Source organism: Sphingomonas sp. SRI_018, from assembly GCF_057586275.1.
The window spans coordinates 390,007-405,064 of record NZ_JBYCZO010000001.1 but is presented as its reverse complement, the minus strand read 5'-3'; the positions used below and the strand labels follow the sequence as shown (position 1 = coordinate 405,064).

Below are 15,058 nucleotides of genomic sequence, written 5' to 3'. Positions count from 1 at the left end.
TCTCTCTCCAATCGTTACCGGGAACGGGCACGGCGGCTCACGCGCCAGCAGAGCCAGGCGACGGTGATCCACCCACCGATGCTCAGATGGCCGCACCAGATGATCGTGCCGCGCGCCGGGCCGAGCGCGAGCATGTCGGCCAGCAACGACGCCACCAGCAGAAGCCCTCCGATCCCACGCGCGGCACGTGCTTCGCGCGGATCGAGCCTGCGGCCGATCATGTCCTGCTGGTGCCGGCTCATCGACCCGGCGACCGCGGCGAAACCCGCCAGCGCGAGCAGGACGGCGAGAAGCTGGATCATGCCGCCGCCATCACCTCGGCGACCGCCGGATCGCTGCGGCGGGTCCGGTCCGAACGGATGCGGCCGGCCTTGCGCGCCGCCCAGCCGAAGCCGGCAGCGAGCACCAGCATCACGCAATCGAAACCGACGAACAGCCAGTCGCCCGCGGCGAGGCTGGCGACGAGATTGCGCGGCGTCGTCAACGCGTTCACCACCGGCACCGCGGCGAACAGCAGCGCCGCTGCCGACAGTCCTTCCACCCACGCCCGCCGCGTCGGCCGCACGATCGCCCATGCCAGTATCGCGCCCCAGGCGATGAACAGGCAGTGGATCTCCCAATCGGCCCGCCCTTCCATGCGCAGCGGCAGCAGCCGGTTGGCGAGGAAATAGGCGGCGAGCCCGGCGCTCAGCCCCGCGATCGCCGCGACGTTCAGCCGCTCCACCAGCCGGAAGCCGAAATGCGGCCGTTCGGGATCGGCGAGGCGCGTGCGCCGCTTGACGGTCCACAGCACCAGTCCGCTGCCCACCATGATCGTCCCGCCGACGCCCGACAGGAAATAGAGCCACCGGAGGCCCCACTCGGCGAAGCGGCCGGTGTGCAGGCCGATCATCACGCTCTCCGTCGCGAGCGCCGCGCCCTTGGGCGCGCCGGCGCCAACCTGGCGACCGGTGGTGCCGTCGACGATCACCGCCTCGCCGCGCGCGCCGATCGCGGCCTCCGGCGCGCGGGTCAGGACGACCTTCGCAGTAGCGTCGCCGGGATTGGTCACGCGTACCGCGCCCACCCTCGCGCCATGCCACTCCGCCGACGCCAGCCGCATCATCGGGCCGACCGGTGCCAGCGTCGCCGGCTTGCCGCTGCGCTCCACCGCCGCCGGCTCGGCGAAGACGGCGTCGTAGAACTTGGCCTCATCCGAATAATTGGCCGCGATTCCCCACGGCATGTAGAGCGTCGCCAGCGTGACCAGCCCGGTGAAGGTGATCATCAGGTGGAACGGCAGCGCGATCACCGCCGTCACATTGTGCGCGTCGAGCCAGCTGCGCTGCCCCTTGCCGAAGCGCAGCATGAAGAAATCGGCGAAGATCTTCTTGTGCGTGACGATTCCCGACAGGATCGCGACGAGCATGAACATCGCCGCGATGCCGACCAGGTACCGCGCCCAGATCACCGGCATGTAGTGGAGGTCGAAATGGAAGCGGTAGAGGAAATAGCCGCCCTGCGTCTCCCGCGCCTCGATCCGGTTGCCGCTGCCGTCGAGCGTCGCGCTGGTGTCGCCACGGCGGCCGCGCCGCTCGCCGTCGGGCTGCCAGAAGACCTTGGTGGTCGCGCTGCGGCTGTTGGGGGGTGAGATGAACCATGCCCTGGCATCGGGCGCGACGGTCTGGAGGTAGCGCACCGCGCCTTCGGTCGCGGAGACAGGATCGACGGTGCCGGCGATCTCCGGCTCCATCCAGCGGGTGATCTCGTCCTGGAAATAGGCGGCGGTGCCGGTCGCGAACATCGCGAACAGCAGCCAGCCGAGCAGCAGCCCCGCCCAGGTATGGAGCCAGGCCATCGACTGGCGGAGGCCCTCCTTCACAGCCGCCCTCCGGTCGCCAGCGACAGCCAAAGCAGCGCCCCGAGGATCGCTCCCGCGGCCGCCATCGCGAACCACAGCCGGCCGACCGAGCGGACGGCGAAGGCGGTCAGCACCAGCGTCGCGAACAGCGCGAAGGCGATCAGCGTCGCCGCGATGCTCGCTTCATGGCGCGGCCCCGGCAGCACGCGCGCGAGCCAGGCGGTGGCGAGCGAGGTCAGCAGGTAATTCGCTGGAATCGCCGCCACGACACGCGCGGCGACGCTCCACCGGCTCGGCCGGCGGCCCGTTTTACGGCGCGGAAGCGCGTTCGTCGCCATTGCCGGACCTGCTTTCCCCTTCTCGCGATTCGCGCCTGCCGTATCGCTAATGAGAATAGATCGCAACATAGTTCGGAACCGACGGGCAAAACAGCAAAGGGCTGCATCCACCATTTGGTGGACGCGCAGCGCGACGAACTCGGGCAACGACTCGATCGCACGACATTCGCGTCCAGGGAGATGAAGCGATGCGTCAGTATCTCGAGGCCGTCGCGGTCGCCGCCGCGTTGATGTCCGGCACCCCGGCCTCGGCCGGTGAAGCGGACTGGTCCAGCCCCGTCGTGGGCGGCCGCGGCGGCACGTCTGCCGCGCTGAGATGTCCGGCGGGCAGTTATCTCGCTGGCGTAGTTGCACGCATCGGCGACGACATGGACGCTATCGGCCCGATCTGTGCGCAGGCGCTGACGACCGGCGGGATCTACCCCGCCGGCCGGCCCGGAACGCTCGGAGGCACGGGGGGAAGGCTGCGCGAATTCGCCTGCCCGGCCTCGGCGCCCTTTGTCCGCAAGGCGACGATCGGTGCCGAAGGGTCCCGGACCATCGTCGTCAACAGCATAGAAATCCGTTGCGGTCCGCTGTCGGGGCCGATGCCTCAGCCCGTCCTCGAATATAATTACGTGCTCCTCAGCGGTCCGAATTATTATTCGAGCTCGCTTCTACCGGGGACCGGCGGCAATTCCCTGAGCTACTCCAACCTGGCCGAATGCCCGTCGCACATGGCGCCGGTCGGCCTGCATGGACGGGCCGGCGCAATGGTGGACGCGCTGGGTATCATCTGCGGCGAGATCGCGCTCGTGAAGCCCAAGGCGCTCGGCAAGGTACGGCCGGCGGAAAAGCCCCCGCTGGTCAACGCGACTCCCGGCCTGACGCGGCAGGAGGCGATCCGCGTCCCGACCGCCAAGCCGCTCGGGAAGGTGCGCCCCGCCCCGCCGGCCGGAGACCCACCGATCTGCCAGCGCGCCCGCAGCGCACGCGGCCATTTCAACGCGGCGACCCAGGCGGCGCTCGACGCGCAATGCCGCAACGCGGGGGGCAACCCAAACTAGACCGACATCTCGATCGTGCAGGTGACGCCTTCGGGCGGAAACTCGATCCGGGCATCCCCGCGCTCGCTCCGCAGCGCCCGTTCCAGCATCCGCGACCCGAAGCCGGCCCGCGTGGGCGGTTCCACCCGCGGCCCGTCGTGCTCGCGCCAGCTGAGCCGGAGGCGGGTCTTTCCCTCGACCTCGGCGACCTCCCAGCGGAGGTCGACCTTGCCGTTCTCGTCGGACAGCGCGCCATATTTGACCGCATTGGTGCCGAGCTCGTGCAGCGCCATCGCGATCAGCAGCGCCTTGGCTGCAGGAAGGCGCACCTCCGGCCCGGCGAAGACGATGCGCCTCCCGTCGCGATCGAGGAACGGCTGGAGCGCCCGCTCCACCGTCTCGCCGGCCGAGATCGTGTCCCAGTTCTTCTGCGTGAGCAGGTCGTGAGCCTCCGACAGCGCCCGCAGCCGGGCGACGAACGCGTCGCGTTCCATCGCGGGCGTGCTGCGGAAGGTCTGGGTGGCGATCGCCTGGACCATCGCCAGGGTATTCTTGACGCGGTGACGGATCTCGTTGAGGAGCAGCTCCATCGCCGCTTCGGCGCGCTTGCGCTGCTCGATCTCGACCTTGGCCGCTTCGTGGAGCCGGGCATTGTCCATCGCCACTGCTGCCTGCGCCGCGACCCCCGCGACCAGCGCCTCGGCATCCTCGTCGAACATACCCGGCTCGTCATGGCCGAAGAACAAACCCCCATGCACCTCGCCCGACGAGGAGACCACCGGCACGGCAAGATAGCTGACCACCGGAAGGTGGCCCTCCGGCATCCCCTGGTACGGCGGATTGTGCCCGTAGCGCGGGTCCTTGCGGATGTCGTCAGAGCGGATGACCCCATGTCCACGAAAGGTGGGGTCGAACACCGCGGTGTTGCGCGGCATGGCGAAGCGTTCGAACGCCTCGCGCGCGACGCCGGACAGGGTGTAGAGGAGATAACTCTCCCCAGCCTCGTCGGTGACATTGTAGAAGAAGGCGCCGAAACGGGCCCCGCTGAGCTCGGTGGCGATGTCGGTCACCGACTGGACGACCCGGTCGAGGTCGAGGTCGCGCGAGATTTCGCGCGCGGCGCGGTTGAGCTGCTCCAGCCGGGCCGCCTGCCTCGCGAGCATCGACTCGGCGCGCCTGCGCTCCGAAATGTCGCGCGCGATCTTCGATGCGCCGACGATCATCCCGTCATCGCGCCTTATCGGCGAGACCGTCAGCGAGACCTCGACCAGGCTGCCGTCCTTGCGCCGGCGGACGGTTTCGAAATGTTCGATCCGCTCGCCCCTGCGGATCCTTTCCAGGATTCGCTGTTCCTCATCATGCCGGTCGGGCGGGATGATCGTCAGGATCGACTTGCCGACGATCTCCTCCGCAGCATAGCCGAAGAGGTGCTCGGCGCCTTCGTTCCATGTCCTGACGTTCCCGTTCAGATCCTTGCTGACGATCGCGTCGTTCGACGAGGTCACGATTGCCGCCAGATGCTGGGCAGCCTCCTCACTCTTCCTGCGGGCGGTGATGTCGACCAAAATGTTGACAGCGCCGACCAGCTCACCGGCCTCGTCGAACAACGGCGTCGGATAGGGAAGGAAAGGAAAACGACTGCCGTCGGGCCGCTCGGCGATCGCCTCGGCGCCTCTCACCGGTTTTCCGGTCCTGAGTGTCTCCGCCATTGGGCATTCGTCGTGCGCCATCGGCCTGCCGTCGGGCCAGTAGAGCCGCCACGAGCCGCACCACCAGTCCTCGCCGATCTTCGGACGACGCCCCCACAGCTCGGCAGCCGCGGTGTTGTAGAAAGTGATCCGGCCGTCGGCATCGGTCGTATAGAGCGCGGTCGGCAGCGCCTCAACGATCCGGCGAAAATGTCCGTCCCCGATCCTCTCCGCGAACCCCGCTTCGCCCACCAGGCGCACCACAGCTTCAACCGACCGTTCGGCGGAACCCTCGAGCGCCCTCCCGCGCTCACCGTTCATCGTCGGCAGCTTTCGGCACCGCCCATCATGGACATTTGCATAAACCGCTCCTCTTCAAAGGAAACCCTTGGTGGCGAAGAGCGTTCCTTTACGCGGCAAATGTGCAGCATCGCCGCAACGAAACGAGAAACGATGACCGGGGAAGCAGGCAGGAATTGGTCTCGAAATCTCGTTCGCGCAGCCGGGAGTGCTCGCCTTGAATGACGGCGAGGGCCAACAATGCGTCGCACTCATCGTCGAGGACGAATGGCTGATCCGGATGGAGCTGGCCGACGCGCTGGCCGCGGCGGGTGTCACGGTATTCGAGGCGAGCGCCGGCGAGGATGCGCTGACCTATCTCCAGGGTGATCACCCGATCCATGTGCTGATCACCGACATCCGCCTGGTCGGCACGCTCAGCGGCTGGGATATCGCCGAAGCCTTCCGCACCGCACGGCCCGATATCGCCGTGATCTATGCGTCGGCCAATCCGCCGCAGGAGGCGCGCCAGGTGCCGGGCAGCGTCTTCTTCGCCAAGCCGGCGCCGATGCAGCAGCTCGTTCAGACCTGCTATCAGCTCTGCCCGCTGATGCGCGGCCCTTCGATCGGCGGCTGACGCTCTTCAGACGTGACGCTTCTCGAGCTTCCGCGCGAGCGTGCGGCGGTGCATCCCCAGCCGGCGCGCGGTTTCGGAGATGTTGAAGCCCGTCTCCGCCAGCGTCTGGTGGATACGCTCCCATTCCAGCGTCTTGATCGAGGTCGGGCGCGCATCGAGGCTCGCGTCGGGATCGCCCTCGACCCTGGCGAAGGCGGCCTCGATCTCGTCGGTGTTGGCGGGCTTGGTGAGATAGTTGGTGGCGCCGAGCTTGATCGCCTCCACCGCCGTCGCGATGCTGGCATAGCCGGTCAGCACGACGATGCGCATGTCGGGATCGAAGGCATGGAGCGCCTGGATGCCGGTGAGCCCCGACGCGCCTTCGAGGCGGAGGTCGACCACGGCATAACCGGGCGCGAAGTCGGCGAGCAGCGCGTCCAGCTCGGCCGGAGCGCTCGCGGTCCGCACCTCGTAGCCGCGGCGCTCGAACGAGCGGCGGAGGGTCCGGGCGAAGGCTTCGTCATCCTCCAGGATCAGCAGGCGTCCGGTCATTGCTCCGTCTCCACGGCGAGCGAGGCGAGCGGGATGGTGAGCGTCACCGTCGCCCCGCCCTCGTCGCGCCCACCTCTTTCACGCCCACCTCTTTCACGATTGCGTGCCGTCACCGTCCCGCCGAGCTTGCGCAGCACGTTCACCGCCAGGAACAGGCCAAGCCCGTGGCCGCGCTTGCCCTTGCTCGACTGATAGGGCTTGCCCAGCGTCTCCAGCATCTCGGTCGGGAAGCCGGTACCGTCGTCCTCCAGCGTCAGCACCATCGCCTCGGGCGATCGCTCGGCGGTGAGGGTGATCGCGGTCGCCTCGGCCTCCAGGGCATTGTCGAGGACGTTGGCGATCACCTGCGCCAGCGCCCGGTCGCCGACGATCGGCAGGTCGGGGCCGAGCAGGTCGGTGAAGCGCAGCATGTTGGGATGCAGCGCGTCCCAGCCGGCCGCCACCTCGCGGATGAAGCTGCGCAGCGTGGTGCGCATCGGCGCATCGCCCAGCACCTCGCCGGAGGCGAGCAGGATGCCCTTCACGATCTCCTTGCAGCGCGCGACCTCGGCCTGCATGTCGGTGACCTCCTCGGCGAGCCGCGGGTCGGCGGCGATCGGCGGCGCAGTCTTCCAGTCGGCGAGGATCACCGCGAGCGACGACAAGGGCGTGCCCAGCTCGTGCGCCGCGCCCGAGGCGAGCAGGCCCATGCGCACGATATGATCCTCCTCCGCGGCGCGCTGTCGCATCTCGGCAAGATAGGCGTCGCGGCTCCTGAGGTTCCGGTTGATGCGCGCCAGGAACAGCACCAGCAGCACCGCCGACAGGACGAAATTGCCCCAATAGGCGGCGACGTACGGCACCGGCAGCCGGATCGCCAGCGCGGGCGGCAGCGGCAGCGGCGGCGCGGTGGCGGCGACGAGGGCGAACAGCGCAGCGGCGATGACGACCAGCGCCCAGCTCGACCACGCCTCCAGCAGCAGCGCGCCCAGCACGATCTGGAGCAGATAGAGCGAGACGAACGGATTGGCCGCGCCGCCGCTGAGGTAGAGCTGCACCGACAGCGCGGCGACGTCGAACAGCAGCGACAGGAAGATGGTGCGGTTGCCGGTCTCGCGCCGCCGCAATGCACCGAGCGTCACCAGGTTGAGCAGCACCAGCGCGGCGAGCACTGCGATCATGCCGGCGAGCGGCAGGCGGATGCCGAAGCCGAGATGCGCGACCGCGATGGTAACCGCCTGCCCCGCCACCGCCAGCCAGCGCAGGTGGGTGAGCAGGAGGAGGTTGCGCCGCCCGGCGGCGTCGGCGCCGCGAAAGGGCAGCCGGTCGATGCTGGTTGGGAACCAGGAGGTCATGTCCATAGTGTTAGCGCGGTTCGCCCTTCAGGTCCTCCCCGGCACGGGGAGGGGGACCATGCGAAGCATGGTGGAGGGGGAGCTCCGCAGGCGATGTCGCTTGCGGCGAGCCCCCTCCACCGCTGCGCGGTCCCCCTCCCCGTGCCGGGGAGGACCTGAGTGTTGGCTCACCACGCCGCCCCCGCCATGCCAGCCCAATGAGCGCGCCGCCCAGCAGCGCGGCCATGGCGAACCAGGTGAGCGCATAGACGAGGTGGTTGTTGGGGAAACGCACCACCGTGAGGCCGCCGCGTGGCCAGCCCGGGCTCGACGTCGCGTCGGCGTCGACGAAATAGGGCGCGACCGGCCCCAGCCGCTTCGCCGCGGCGATGGCGGCGACGTCGCGCGAATACCAGCGGCCGCCTGCCGGATCGTTGGCGCGCAGGAAGCCGCCGCCCGGTTCGCTGACGCGCAGCAGGCCCGCGACCTCCACGACACCTTCGGGCCGATCATGCGCCTGACGCCGCTCGGGCGGAACGAAGCCGCGGTTGATCAGCACGGTGAAGCCGCGGTCGCTTCTGAGCGGCGTCATCACCCAATAGCCGCCGCCGAGCTCGGTCGCCGCCTGCACCAAGGTCTCGCGATCGTGCTGGTAGGTGCCGCGCAGCCGGACGCGGAGATAGGCGTCGTCGCGCCCGATCCGGGGCCAGCTGTCCGGCCCCGGCGCGGCGACCGGCGCGGCGGCGAGGCGATGCTCGACCTGGGCGATCAGCGCCAGCTTCCAGGTGCGGCGATGGAGCTGCCACACCCCGAGCCCGATCAGCCCGGCGATCGCCGCGAGCAGCGCCAGCGCGACCGCGGCGCGCGCGGCCGGGTGCCTGGTCACATCCCGCTCATCTCGCTCTGGCCGCTCATCTCGCCCTGGGTCATCGACGGCATCATGTTCGCGTTCATGTGGTACATGACCCATAGCGACCCGGCGAGCGTGATCACCACCAGCACGATGGTGAAGATCGCCGCGAGCAGGTTCCATCCGCCTTCCGACTTGGTGTCGAGGTGGAGGAAGAAGATCATGTGGACGAGGATCTGCACCACGGCGAAGGCGATGACGAGCGCCGCGGTGGCGCCGGGCGACAGCACCCCGCCCATCACCAGCCAGAACGGAATGGCGGTGAGGACGACCGACAGGCCGAAGCCGATCAGATAGCCCTTGAGCGAGCCGTGCGGCGCATGGACGTCGTGGTCCTCATGGCCGTGGTCGGCGGTGTGGTCGGCGCTCATCTCAGGACCCCAAGCAGATAGACGAAGGTGAAGACGCCGATCCAGACGACGTCCAGGAAGTGCCAGAACATGCTGAGGCACATCAGGCGCCGCTTGTTGGCCTGGATCAGCCCGCGCCGGCCGACCTGCACCATCAGCGTCACCAGCCAGATGATGCCGAAGGTGACATGCAGCCCGTGCGTCCCCACCAAAGTGAAGAAGGACGACAGGAAGGCGCTGCGCCATGGCCCGGCGCCTTCGTGGATCAGATTGGCGAACTCGTAGAGCTCGATGCCGAGGAAGGCGGCGCCGAACAGCCCGGTGATCGCCAGCCACAGCTGGGTCTGCCCTACCCTGCCGCGCTCCATCGCCAGCATGGCGAAGCCGTAGGTGATCGACGACATCAGCAGCATGGTGGTGTTGAGCGCCACCAGCGGCAGCTCGAAGATCTCGCGCGCCGTCGGCCCGCCGGCATAGGACGTCCCGTAGACGCCGTAGCAGGCGAACAGCACCGCGAAGATGAGGCAGTCGCTCATCAGGTAGAGCCAGAAGCCCAAAAGCGTGCTGCCGCCCGGCGCATGGTCGTGCTCGTCGGCGAGGTAGAAGACCGGCGGCTTGCCCTCGGCCTGGTCGATCGTGGTCGTGCTCATCGCGTCAGGCCCCCGCGCTCGCGAGCAGCCTGGTGCGCGCGTCCTCGGTCTCGATCACCGTCTCCACCGGGATGTGGTAGTCGCGGTCGTAGTTGAAGGTGTGGATGATCGCCGTCGCGACCAGCCCCAAGAAGGCGATCGCCGCCAGCCACCACATGTACCAGATCATGCCGAAGCCGAACACGACGCTGAATCCCGCCAGGATGATGCCGGCGCCGGTGTTCTTCGGCATGTGGATCGGCCGGAAGCCGGAGGTCGGCCGCTGGTAGTTGCGGCTCTTCATGTCGTACCAGGCGTCGAGGTCGTGGACCACCGGCGTGAAGGCGAAATTGTAGTCGGGCGGCGGCGACGAGGTCGCCCATTCGAGCGTGCGCCCGCCCCACGGATCGCCGGTGGTGTCCGCCAGCTCCTCGCGCTTCATGAAGCTGACGACGAGCTGGATGATGAAGGCGGCGATGCCGACCGCGATGATCGCGGCGCCGATCGCGGCGATCACGAACCAGATCTGCAGGCTCGGGTCCTCGAAGTGGCGCAGGCGCCGCGTCACGCCCATCAGCCCCAGGATGTAGAGCGGCATGAACGCCACCCAGAAGCCGATCACCCAGCACCAGAAGGAGACGAGGCCCCACTTCCTGTCGAGCTTGAACCCGAACGCCTTGGGGAACCAGTAGTTGATCCCCGCGAACAGCCCGAACAGCACGCCGCCGATGATGACGTTGTGGAAATGCGCCACCAGGAACAGCGAGTTGTGCAGCACGAAGTCCGCCGGCGGCACCGCGAGCAGCACGCCGGTCATGCCGCCGATCACGAAGGTCAGCATGAACGCGACCGTCCACATCATCGGCAGCTCGAAGCGGATGCGCCCGCGGTACATGGTGAACAGCCAGTTGAAGATCTTCGCCCCCGTCGGGATCGAGATGATCATCGTCGTGATGCCGAAGAAGCTGTTGACGCTCGCCCCCGACCCCATGGTGAAGAAATGGTGCAGCCACACCAGGTACGACAGGATGGTGATGACCACCGTCGCATAGACCATCGACGTATAGCCGAAGAGCCGCTTGCCGCAGAAGGTCGAGGTCACTTCGGAGAAGATGCCGAACGCAGGCAGGATCAGGATGTAGACCTCGGGGTGGCCCCAGATCCAGATCAGGTTCACGTACATCATGGGGTTGCCGCCCATGGTGTTGGTGAAGAAGTTGGTGCCGAGGTAGCGGTCGAGGCTGAGCAGCGCGAGCACCGCGGTCAGCACCGGGAAGGCGGCGACGATCAGCACGTTGGTGCACAGCGACGTCCAGGTGAAGATCGGCATCTTCATCATCGACATGCCCGGCGCGCGCATCTTGACGATGGTCGCCAGCAGGTTGACGCCGGATAAGAGCGTCCCGACGCCCGCGATCTGCAGCGACCATATGTAATAGTCGACCCCGACGTCGGGCGAGTAGTCGAGCCCCGACAAGGGCGCCATCGCCAGCCAGCCGGTGCGCGCGAACTCGCCGATGAACAGCGACGCCATCACCAGCACCGCGCCCGCGGTCGTCATCCAGAAGCTGAAGTTGTTGAGGAACGGAAAGGCGACGTCCCGCGCGCCGATCTGCAGCGGCACGATGTAGTTCATGAGGCCGGTGACCAGCGGCATCGCCACGAAGAAGATCATGATCACGCCATGCGCGGTGAACACCTGGTCGTAATGGTGCGCCGGCAGATAGCCCTCGTTCGGCCCGAACGCGATCGCCTGCTGCGCGCGCATCATGATCGCGTCGGAAAAGCCGCGCAGCAGCATGATGATGCCCAGGATCATGTACATGATCCCGATCTTCTTGTGGTCGATGCTGGTGAACCACTCCTTCCAGAGATAGCCCCAGAGGCGGTACTTGGTGATCACGCCCAGCAGCGCGACGCCGCCCAGCGCGACGCCGATGAAGGTCGCGACCAGGATCGGTTCGTGGATCGGCAGGGACTCGAGCGACAGCCGCCCGAAGATGGTCTTGAGGAAAGTCTCGTTCATCGCGTCTCGCCTCAGGCCGCGGTGGCGGGCGTGGCGCCCGGCCGGGCCGGAATGTCGTTCCGGGTCATGTTCTGGTTGCCCTGATGGCCGGGCGCGTGTCCGCCCGGCGCAGCCTCGGGATGATGCGGCGCCGACTGATGCGGCGTGGTCCGGTGCTCCTCGGGCGACTGCAGCAGCCCGCCCTTGGGCTCGCCCGGCCGCGCCGGAACATCGTTGACCGGCGCATGGCTTCCGCCGCCGCGCATCATGTCGTGGTGCATCGTCTCGCCCATGCAGGTCTGCCCCGGCCGCACGCACATCTGGACAGCGCGGTCGAACAGCCCGCTCTCGACCGCGGCATAGCGGATCACCGGCACCTTCTCGCTCGGCTTCTCGAGCTTCAGATACTCCGCCGCGTCCAGCTTGCCGCCGCCGCCGCGCAGCCCCGCCGCCCAGCGCTCGAACGCGCCCTCGTCCATCCCAGCCACCGCAAAGCGCATGTCGGAGAAGCCCGCGCCGCTGTAGTTGGACGAGATACCCTCGAACTGCCCGGCCTTGTTGAGCACCGCGTGGAGCTTCGTCTCCATCCCCGGCATGGTGTAGATCATGCCGGCGAGCTCGGGCACGTAGAAGGCGTTCATCACGCTGCTCGACGTCAGCCGGAACCGCACCGGCCGGTCGACCGGCAGCGCGAGCAAATTGACGGTGGCGATCCCCTGCTCGGGGTAGATGAACAGCCACTTCCAGTCGAGCGAGACCACCTGGATCTCCAGCGGCTTCACATGGGCGGCGATGGGCTTGCCCGGCGCGGTGCGCTCGATCGGCCGATAGGGGTCGAGCAGGTGCGTGCTCGTCCAGGTCAGCGCGCCCAATGCGATGATGATCATCAGCGGCGCCGCCCAGATCGCCAGCTCGAGCTGGGTCGAATGGTCCCAGTCGGGATCATAGTCGGCGTCGCGGTTCGACTGGCGGTACTTCCAGGCGAAGAAGATGGTCAGCGCCATCACCGGCACGATGATCAGCAGCATCAGCCCGGTCGAGATCATGACGAGCTGGCCCTGCTGGCGGGCGACGTCGCCAGCGGGATCGAGCACCGTCATGCCACAACCGCCGAGCAGCAGCGGAAGCATGGCGAACGCGGAAACCGCCTTCAGGCGCGGTGGACGGAGGACCGGTACGGGACTCATGCCGCCGCCGCTATCGCTGCGCTGCAACACGGACCATTGGACATTTTGTCCTATCCCCATGACCGCTCTCCATGGGCTAGACGTTCGCAGGCGCAGCACGCCACCTTCAATCGATTCGAACGTTTACGGAAGACGGTGTATCATAGTCTTCCGGTGTTACGGGAACCCAGCATGTCCGCACAGGCCGCCTCCTCCACGCCGCTCGAGCGCGATGCTCGCGCCCTCAACACACGCGGAAGCCATGAGGTCCGCCCGAGCGAGATCGCGGTCGGCGTGATCATCGGCCGCACGTCGGAATTCTTCGACTTCTTCGTCTACGCGATCGCCTCGGTGATCGTGTTCCCGCAGATCGTCTTCCCCTATCTCGACCGGCTGGCCGGCACCTTGTGGTCGTTCGCGATCTTCGCGCTCGCCTTCATCGCGCGCCCGATCGGCTCGCTGATCTTCATGGCGATCGACCGCCGGCACGGCCGCGGCACCAAGCTGACCATCGCGCTGTTCCTGCTCGGCAGCTCGACCGTCGCGGTCGCCTTCCTGCCGGGCTACGAGCAGGTCGGCATCATCGCCGCGATCCTGCTCGCGCTGCTCCGCTTCGGCCAGGGCATCGCGCTCGGCGGCACCTGGGACGGCCTCGCCTCGCTGCTCGCGGTCAACGTGCAGGAGGGCAAGCGCGGCTGGTATGCGATGATCCCCCAGCTGGGCGCGCCGCTCGGCCTGATCGTCGCGAGCGCGCTGTTCGCCTTCTTCCTCGCCACCCTCTCGCAGGAGGATTTCCTGAGCTGGGGCTGGCGCTATCCCTTCTTTGTCGCCTTCGCGCTCAACGTCGTCGCGCTGTTCGCGCGGCTGCGCATGGTGGTGACGCCCGAATACGAACGGCTGTTCGAGAACCGCGAGCTCCAGCCGACCCCGGTGGTCCGCACCGTGCGCTCGCAGTGGCTCAACATCATCATCGGCGCCTTCGCCCCGCTGGCGAGCTTCGCGCTGTTCCACATGGTGACGGTGTTCCCGCTGTCGTGGATCTTCCTCTACACCAAGGAAGGGCTGGTCCGCTTCCTCACCATCGAGATCGTCGCCGCCTTCTGCGGGCTCGCCGCGATCGTGGTGTCGGGGCTGCTCGCCGACCGCATCGGGCGGCGCTCGCTGCTCGGCTACACCGCCGCCGCGATCGCGGTGTTCAGCGGCTTCGCCCCGCAGCTTCTGGCTGCCGGCCCCGGCGGCGAGACGGTGTTCATGGTGCTCGGCTTCGTGCTGCTCGGCCTGTCGTTCGGCCAATCGTCGGGCGCGGTGTCGGCCAATTTCGACAAGGGCGAGCGCTACACCAGCTCCGCCGTCACCTCGGATCTCGCCTGGCTGTTCGGCGCCGGCTTCGCCCCGCTGGCGGCGCTGGTGCTGGCGAGCTCGTTCGGCCTGATCGCGGCGGGCGCGTACCTGCTGTCGGGTGCGCTCGGCACGCTGGCGGCACTGGCGCTCAACAAGGAACTGGCGAGCCGGCTGGACTGATCCAAATCCTCCCCGGCACGGGGAGGATTGGAAGTGGCCGCATCCGCGACGGTTTCCGCCCGGCGCGCGGGATCAGGCGGGAACGTACCTCAACCGGATCACATCCTCGCCGATCCGATCGCTGGCAATCAGGCGGAGCGGCGGCCGCGGTCCCGCGAAATATGGGGTACCGCGGCCGAGCACGACGGGATGCAGGTAGATGCGATACTCGTCGATCAGGCCAAGGTCGGTGAGGCTTCGCGCCAGGGTCGGGCCGGCGACCTCGATCTCCCCGTCGCGTCCGGCCTTCAGCTCGCGGATCGCGCCCTCGAGATCGTCCCCGACCAGCGTGGCGTTGGGGCCGACCGACGTCAACGACCGCGAGACGACCCATTTCGGCTGCTTCCGCCACGCCGCCGCGAAGGCGTGTTCGTCTGCGCCCCATTCGGGATGATCGTCGTCCCAGTAGCGCATGAGCTCATATAGCCGGCGACCGTACACGCTGCCCGCCTGCCCCTCAGCCTCCTCGACGAAGTGGCGGAAGAGCGTGGGATCCGGCGCGAACTCCGTATGATCGACGTAGCCGTCGAGGGACTGGTTCATTCCGAACACGAGCCTGGCCATGTCCACTTCCCTTCTCGCGCGGCGCGTCCGCGTGACTCCGATTGCATGACACGATCGGTTTCAAGGTAACTCGACTGGTTTTATTTCGTAATCGGTTTTAGGAGCGCGCATGAATGAGATGGAATCGTGCTCCTGCAAAAGCAGGAGCCCTGGATCATGGGCGCTCCGCCTGCGGCCACGGCTCCTGCTTTCGCAGGAGCACCGACTCTGCAATCTGAGGCAG

The 15,058-nt window shown here is 67.7% G+C and carries 14 protein-coding genes and 1 pseudogene; 3 read left to right on the top strand and 12 right to left on the bottom strand.

Annotated elements, in window-relative coordinates; genetic code table 11:
• Positions 1-14: 14 nt before the first annotated feature.
• The 3 genes from AC2YHA_RS01945 to AC2YHA_RS01935 are packed head-to-tail and all read right to left on the bottom strand — an operon-like array spanning position 15 to position 2,178.
• Positions 15-302, bottom strand: coding sequence for a DUF3325 domain-containing protein (locus tag AC2YHA_RS01945; protein ID WP_487400160.1), 288 nt, complete (start codon positions 300-302; stop codon positions 15-17).
• Positions 299-1,861 (bottom strand): PepSY-associated TM helix domain-containing protein, encoded by a 1,563-nt coding sequence (locus tag AC2YHA_RS01940; RefSeq protein ID WP_487400159.1) that lies wholly within the window; start codon positions 1,859-1,861, stop codon positions 299-301. Before AC2YHA_RS01940 ends, AC2YHA_RS01945 begins: the two co-directional genes overlap by 4 nt.
• Positions 1,858-2,178: a hypothetical protein gene (locus tag AC2YHA_RS01935; RefSeq protein ID WP_487400158.1), complete on the bottom strand. Its 321-nt coding sequence runs from the start codon at positions 2,176-2,178 to the stop codon at positions 1,858-1,860. Before AC2YHA_RS01935 ends, AC2YHA_RS01940 begins: the two co-directional genes overlap by 4 nt.
• A gap of 188 nt (positions 2,179-2,366) precedes the next feature.
• Here AC2YHA_RS01935 and AC2YHA_RS01930 point away from each other — a divergent pair, with 188 nt between their 5' ends.
• A complete protein-coding gene (locus tag AC2YHA_RS01930) occupies positions 2,367-3,224 on the top strand; it encodes a hypothetical protein (RefSeq protein WP_487400157.1) in 858 nt (285 codons plus the stop codon).
• On the opposite strand, the gene AC2YHA_RS01925 is transcribed toward AC2YHA_RS01930, so the two are convergent.
• The gene (locus AC2YHA_RS01925; RefSeq protein ID WP_487400156.1) at positions 3,221-5,212 is read right to left on the bottom strand and encodes a sensor histidine kinase; all 1,992 of its coding nucleotides are present in this window, start codon (positions 5,210-5,212) and stop codon (positions 3,221-3,223) included. The genes AC2YHA_RS01930 and AC2YHA_RS01925 overlap by 4 nt on opposite strands.
• Positions 5,213-5,408: 196 nt before the next feature.
• On the opposite strand from AC2YHA_RS01925, the gene AC2YHA_RS01920 reads away from it, so the two are divergent.
• Positions 5,409-5,807 carry a response regulator gene (locus AC2YHA_RS01920; protein WP_487400155.1) on the top strand — a complete coding sequence of 133 codons (399 nt, stop codon included), beginning with the start codon at positions 5,409-5,411 and terminating at the stop codon, positions 5,805-5,807.
• A 6-nt stretch (positions 5,808-5,813) separates the two neighbouring features.
• Here the strand turns inward: AC2YHA_RS01920 and AC2YHA_RS01915 are convergent, their stop codons facing one another.
• From AC2YHA_RS01915 to cyoA, 7 genes and pseudogenes are all read right to left on the bottom strand, one after another.
• The gene (locus AC2YHA_RS01915) at positions 5,814-6,338 is read right to left on the bottom strand and encodes a response regulator transcription factor (RefSeq protein ID WP_233783178.1); all 525 of its coding nucleotides are present in this window, start codon (positions 6,336-6,338) and stop codon (positions 5,814-5,816) included.
• Positions 6,335-7,672 (bottom strand): ATP-binding protein, encoded by a 1,338-nt coding sequence (locus tag AC2YHA_RS01910; protein ID WP_487400154.1) that lies wholly within the window; start codon positions 7,670-7,672, stop codon positions 6,335-6,337. Before AC2YHA_RS01910 ends, AC2YHA_RS01915 begins: the two co-directional genes overlap by 4 nt.
• Before the next feature lie 172 nt (positions 7,673-7,844).
• Positions 7,845-8,537, bottom strand: a pseudogene (locus AC2YHA_RS01905) (SURF1 family protein); the annotation flags it as partial.
• Entirely contained in the window at positions 8,534-8,932 is a 399-nt protein-coding gene (gene cyoD, locus AC2YHA_RS01900) for a cytochrome o ubiquinol oxidase subunit IV (RefSeq protein ID WP_487400153.1), read from the bottom strand. The pseudogene AC2YHA_RS01905 and the gene cyoD, both read right to left, overlap by 4 nt.
• Complete coding sequence (gene cyoC / locus AC2YHA_RS01895) at positions 8,929-9,561, bottom strand: cytochrome o ubiquinol oxidase subunit III (protein ID WP_233783184.1); 633 nt, start codon at positions 9,559-9,561, stop codon at positions 8,929-8,931. Before cyoC ends, cyoD begins: the two co-directional genes overlap by 4 nt.
• Before the next feature lie 4 nt (positions 9,562-9,565).
• Entirely contained in the window at positions 9,566-11,566 is a 2,001-nt protein-coding gene (cyoB, locus tag AC2YHA_RS01890) for a cytochrome o ubiquinol oxidase subunit I (RefSeq protein WP_487400152.1), read from the bottom strand.
• Positions 11,567-11,577: 11 nt separating this feature from the next.
• Positions 11,578-12,732, bottom strand: coding sequence for a ubiquinol oxidase subunit II (cyoA, locus tag AC2YHA_RS01885; RefSeq protein WP_487400151.1), 1,155 nt, complete (start codon positions 12,730-12,732; stop codon positions 11,578-11,580).
• 171 nt (positions 12,733-12,903) lie between these two features.
• Here cyoA and AC2YHA_RS01880 point away from each other — a divergent pair, with 171 nt between their 5' ends.
• On the top strand, positions 12,904-14,232 hold the full coding sequence (locus AC2YHA_RS01880) for an MFS transporter (protein WP_233783187.1): 1,329 nt from the start codon (positions 12,904-12,906) through the stop codon (positions 14,230-14,232).
• 72 nt (positions 14,233-14,304) lie between these two features.
• Here AC2YHA_RS01880 and AC2YHA_RS01875 read toward each other — a convergent pair whose 3' ends face one another.
• On the bottom strand, positions 14,305-14,835 hold the full coding sequence (locus AC2YHA_RS01875; protein ID WP_487400150.1) for a dihydrofolate reductase family protein: 531 nt from the start codon (positions 14,833-14,835) through the stop codon (positions 14,305-14,307).
• Positions 14,836-15,058: the final 223 nt, after the last annotated feature.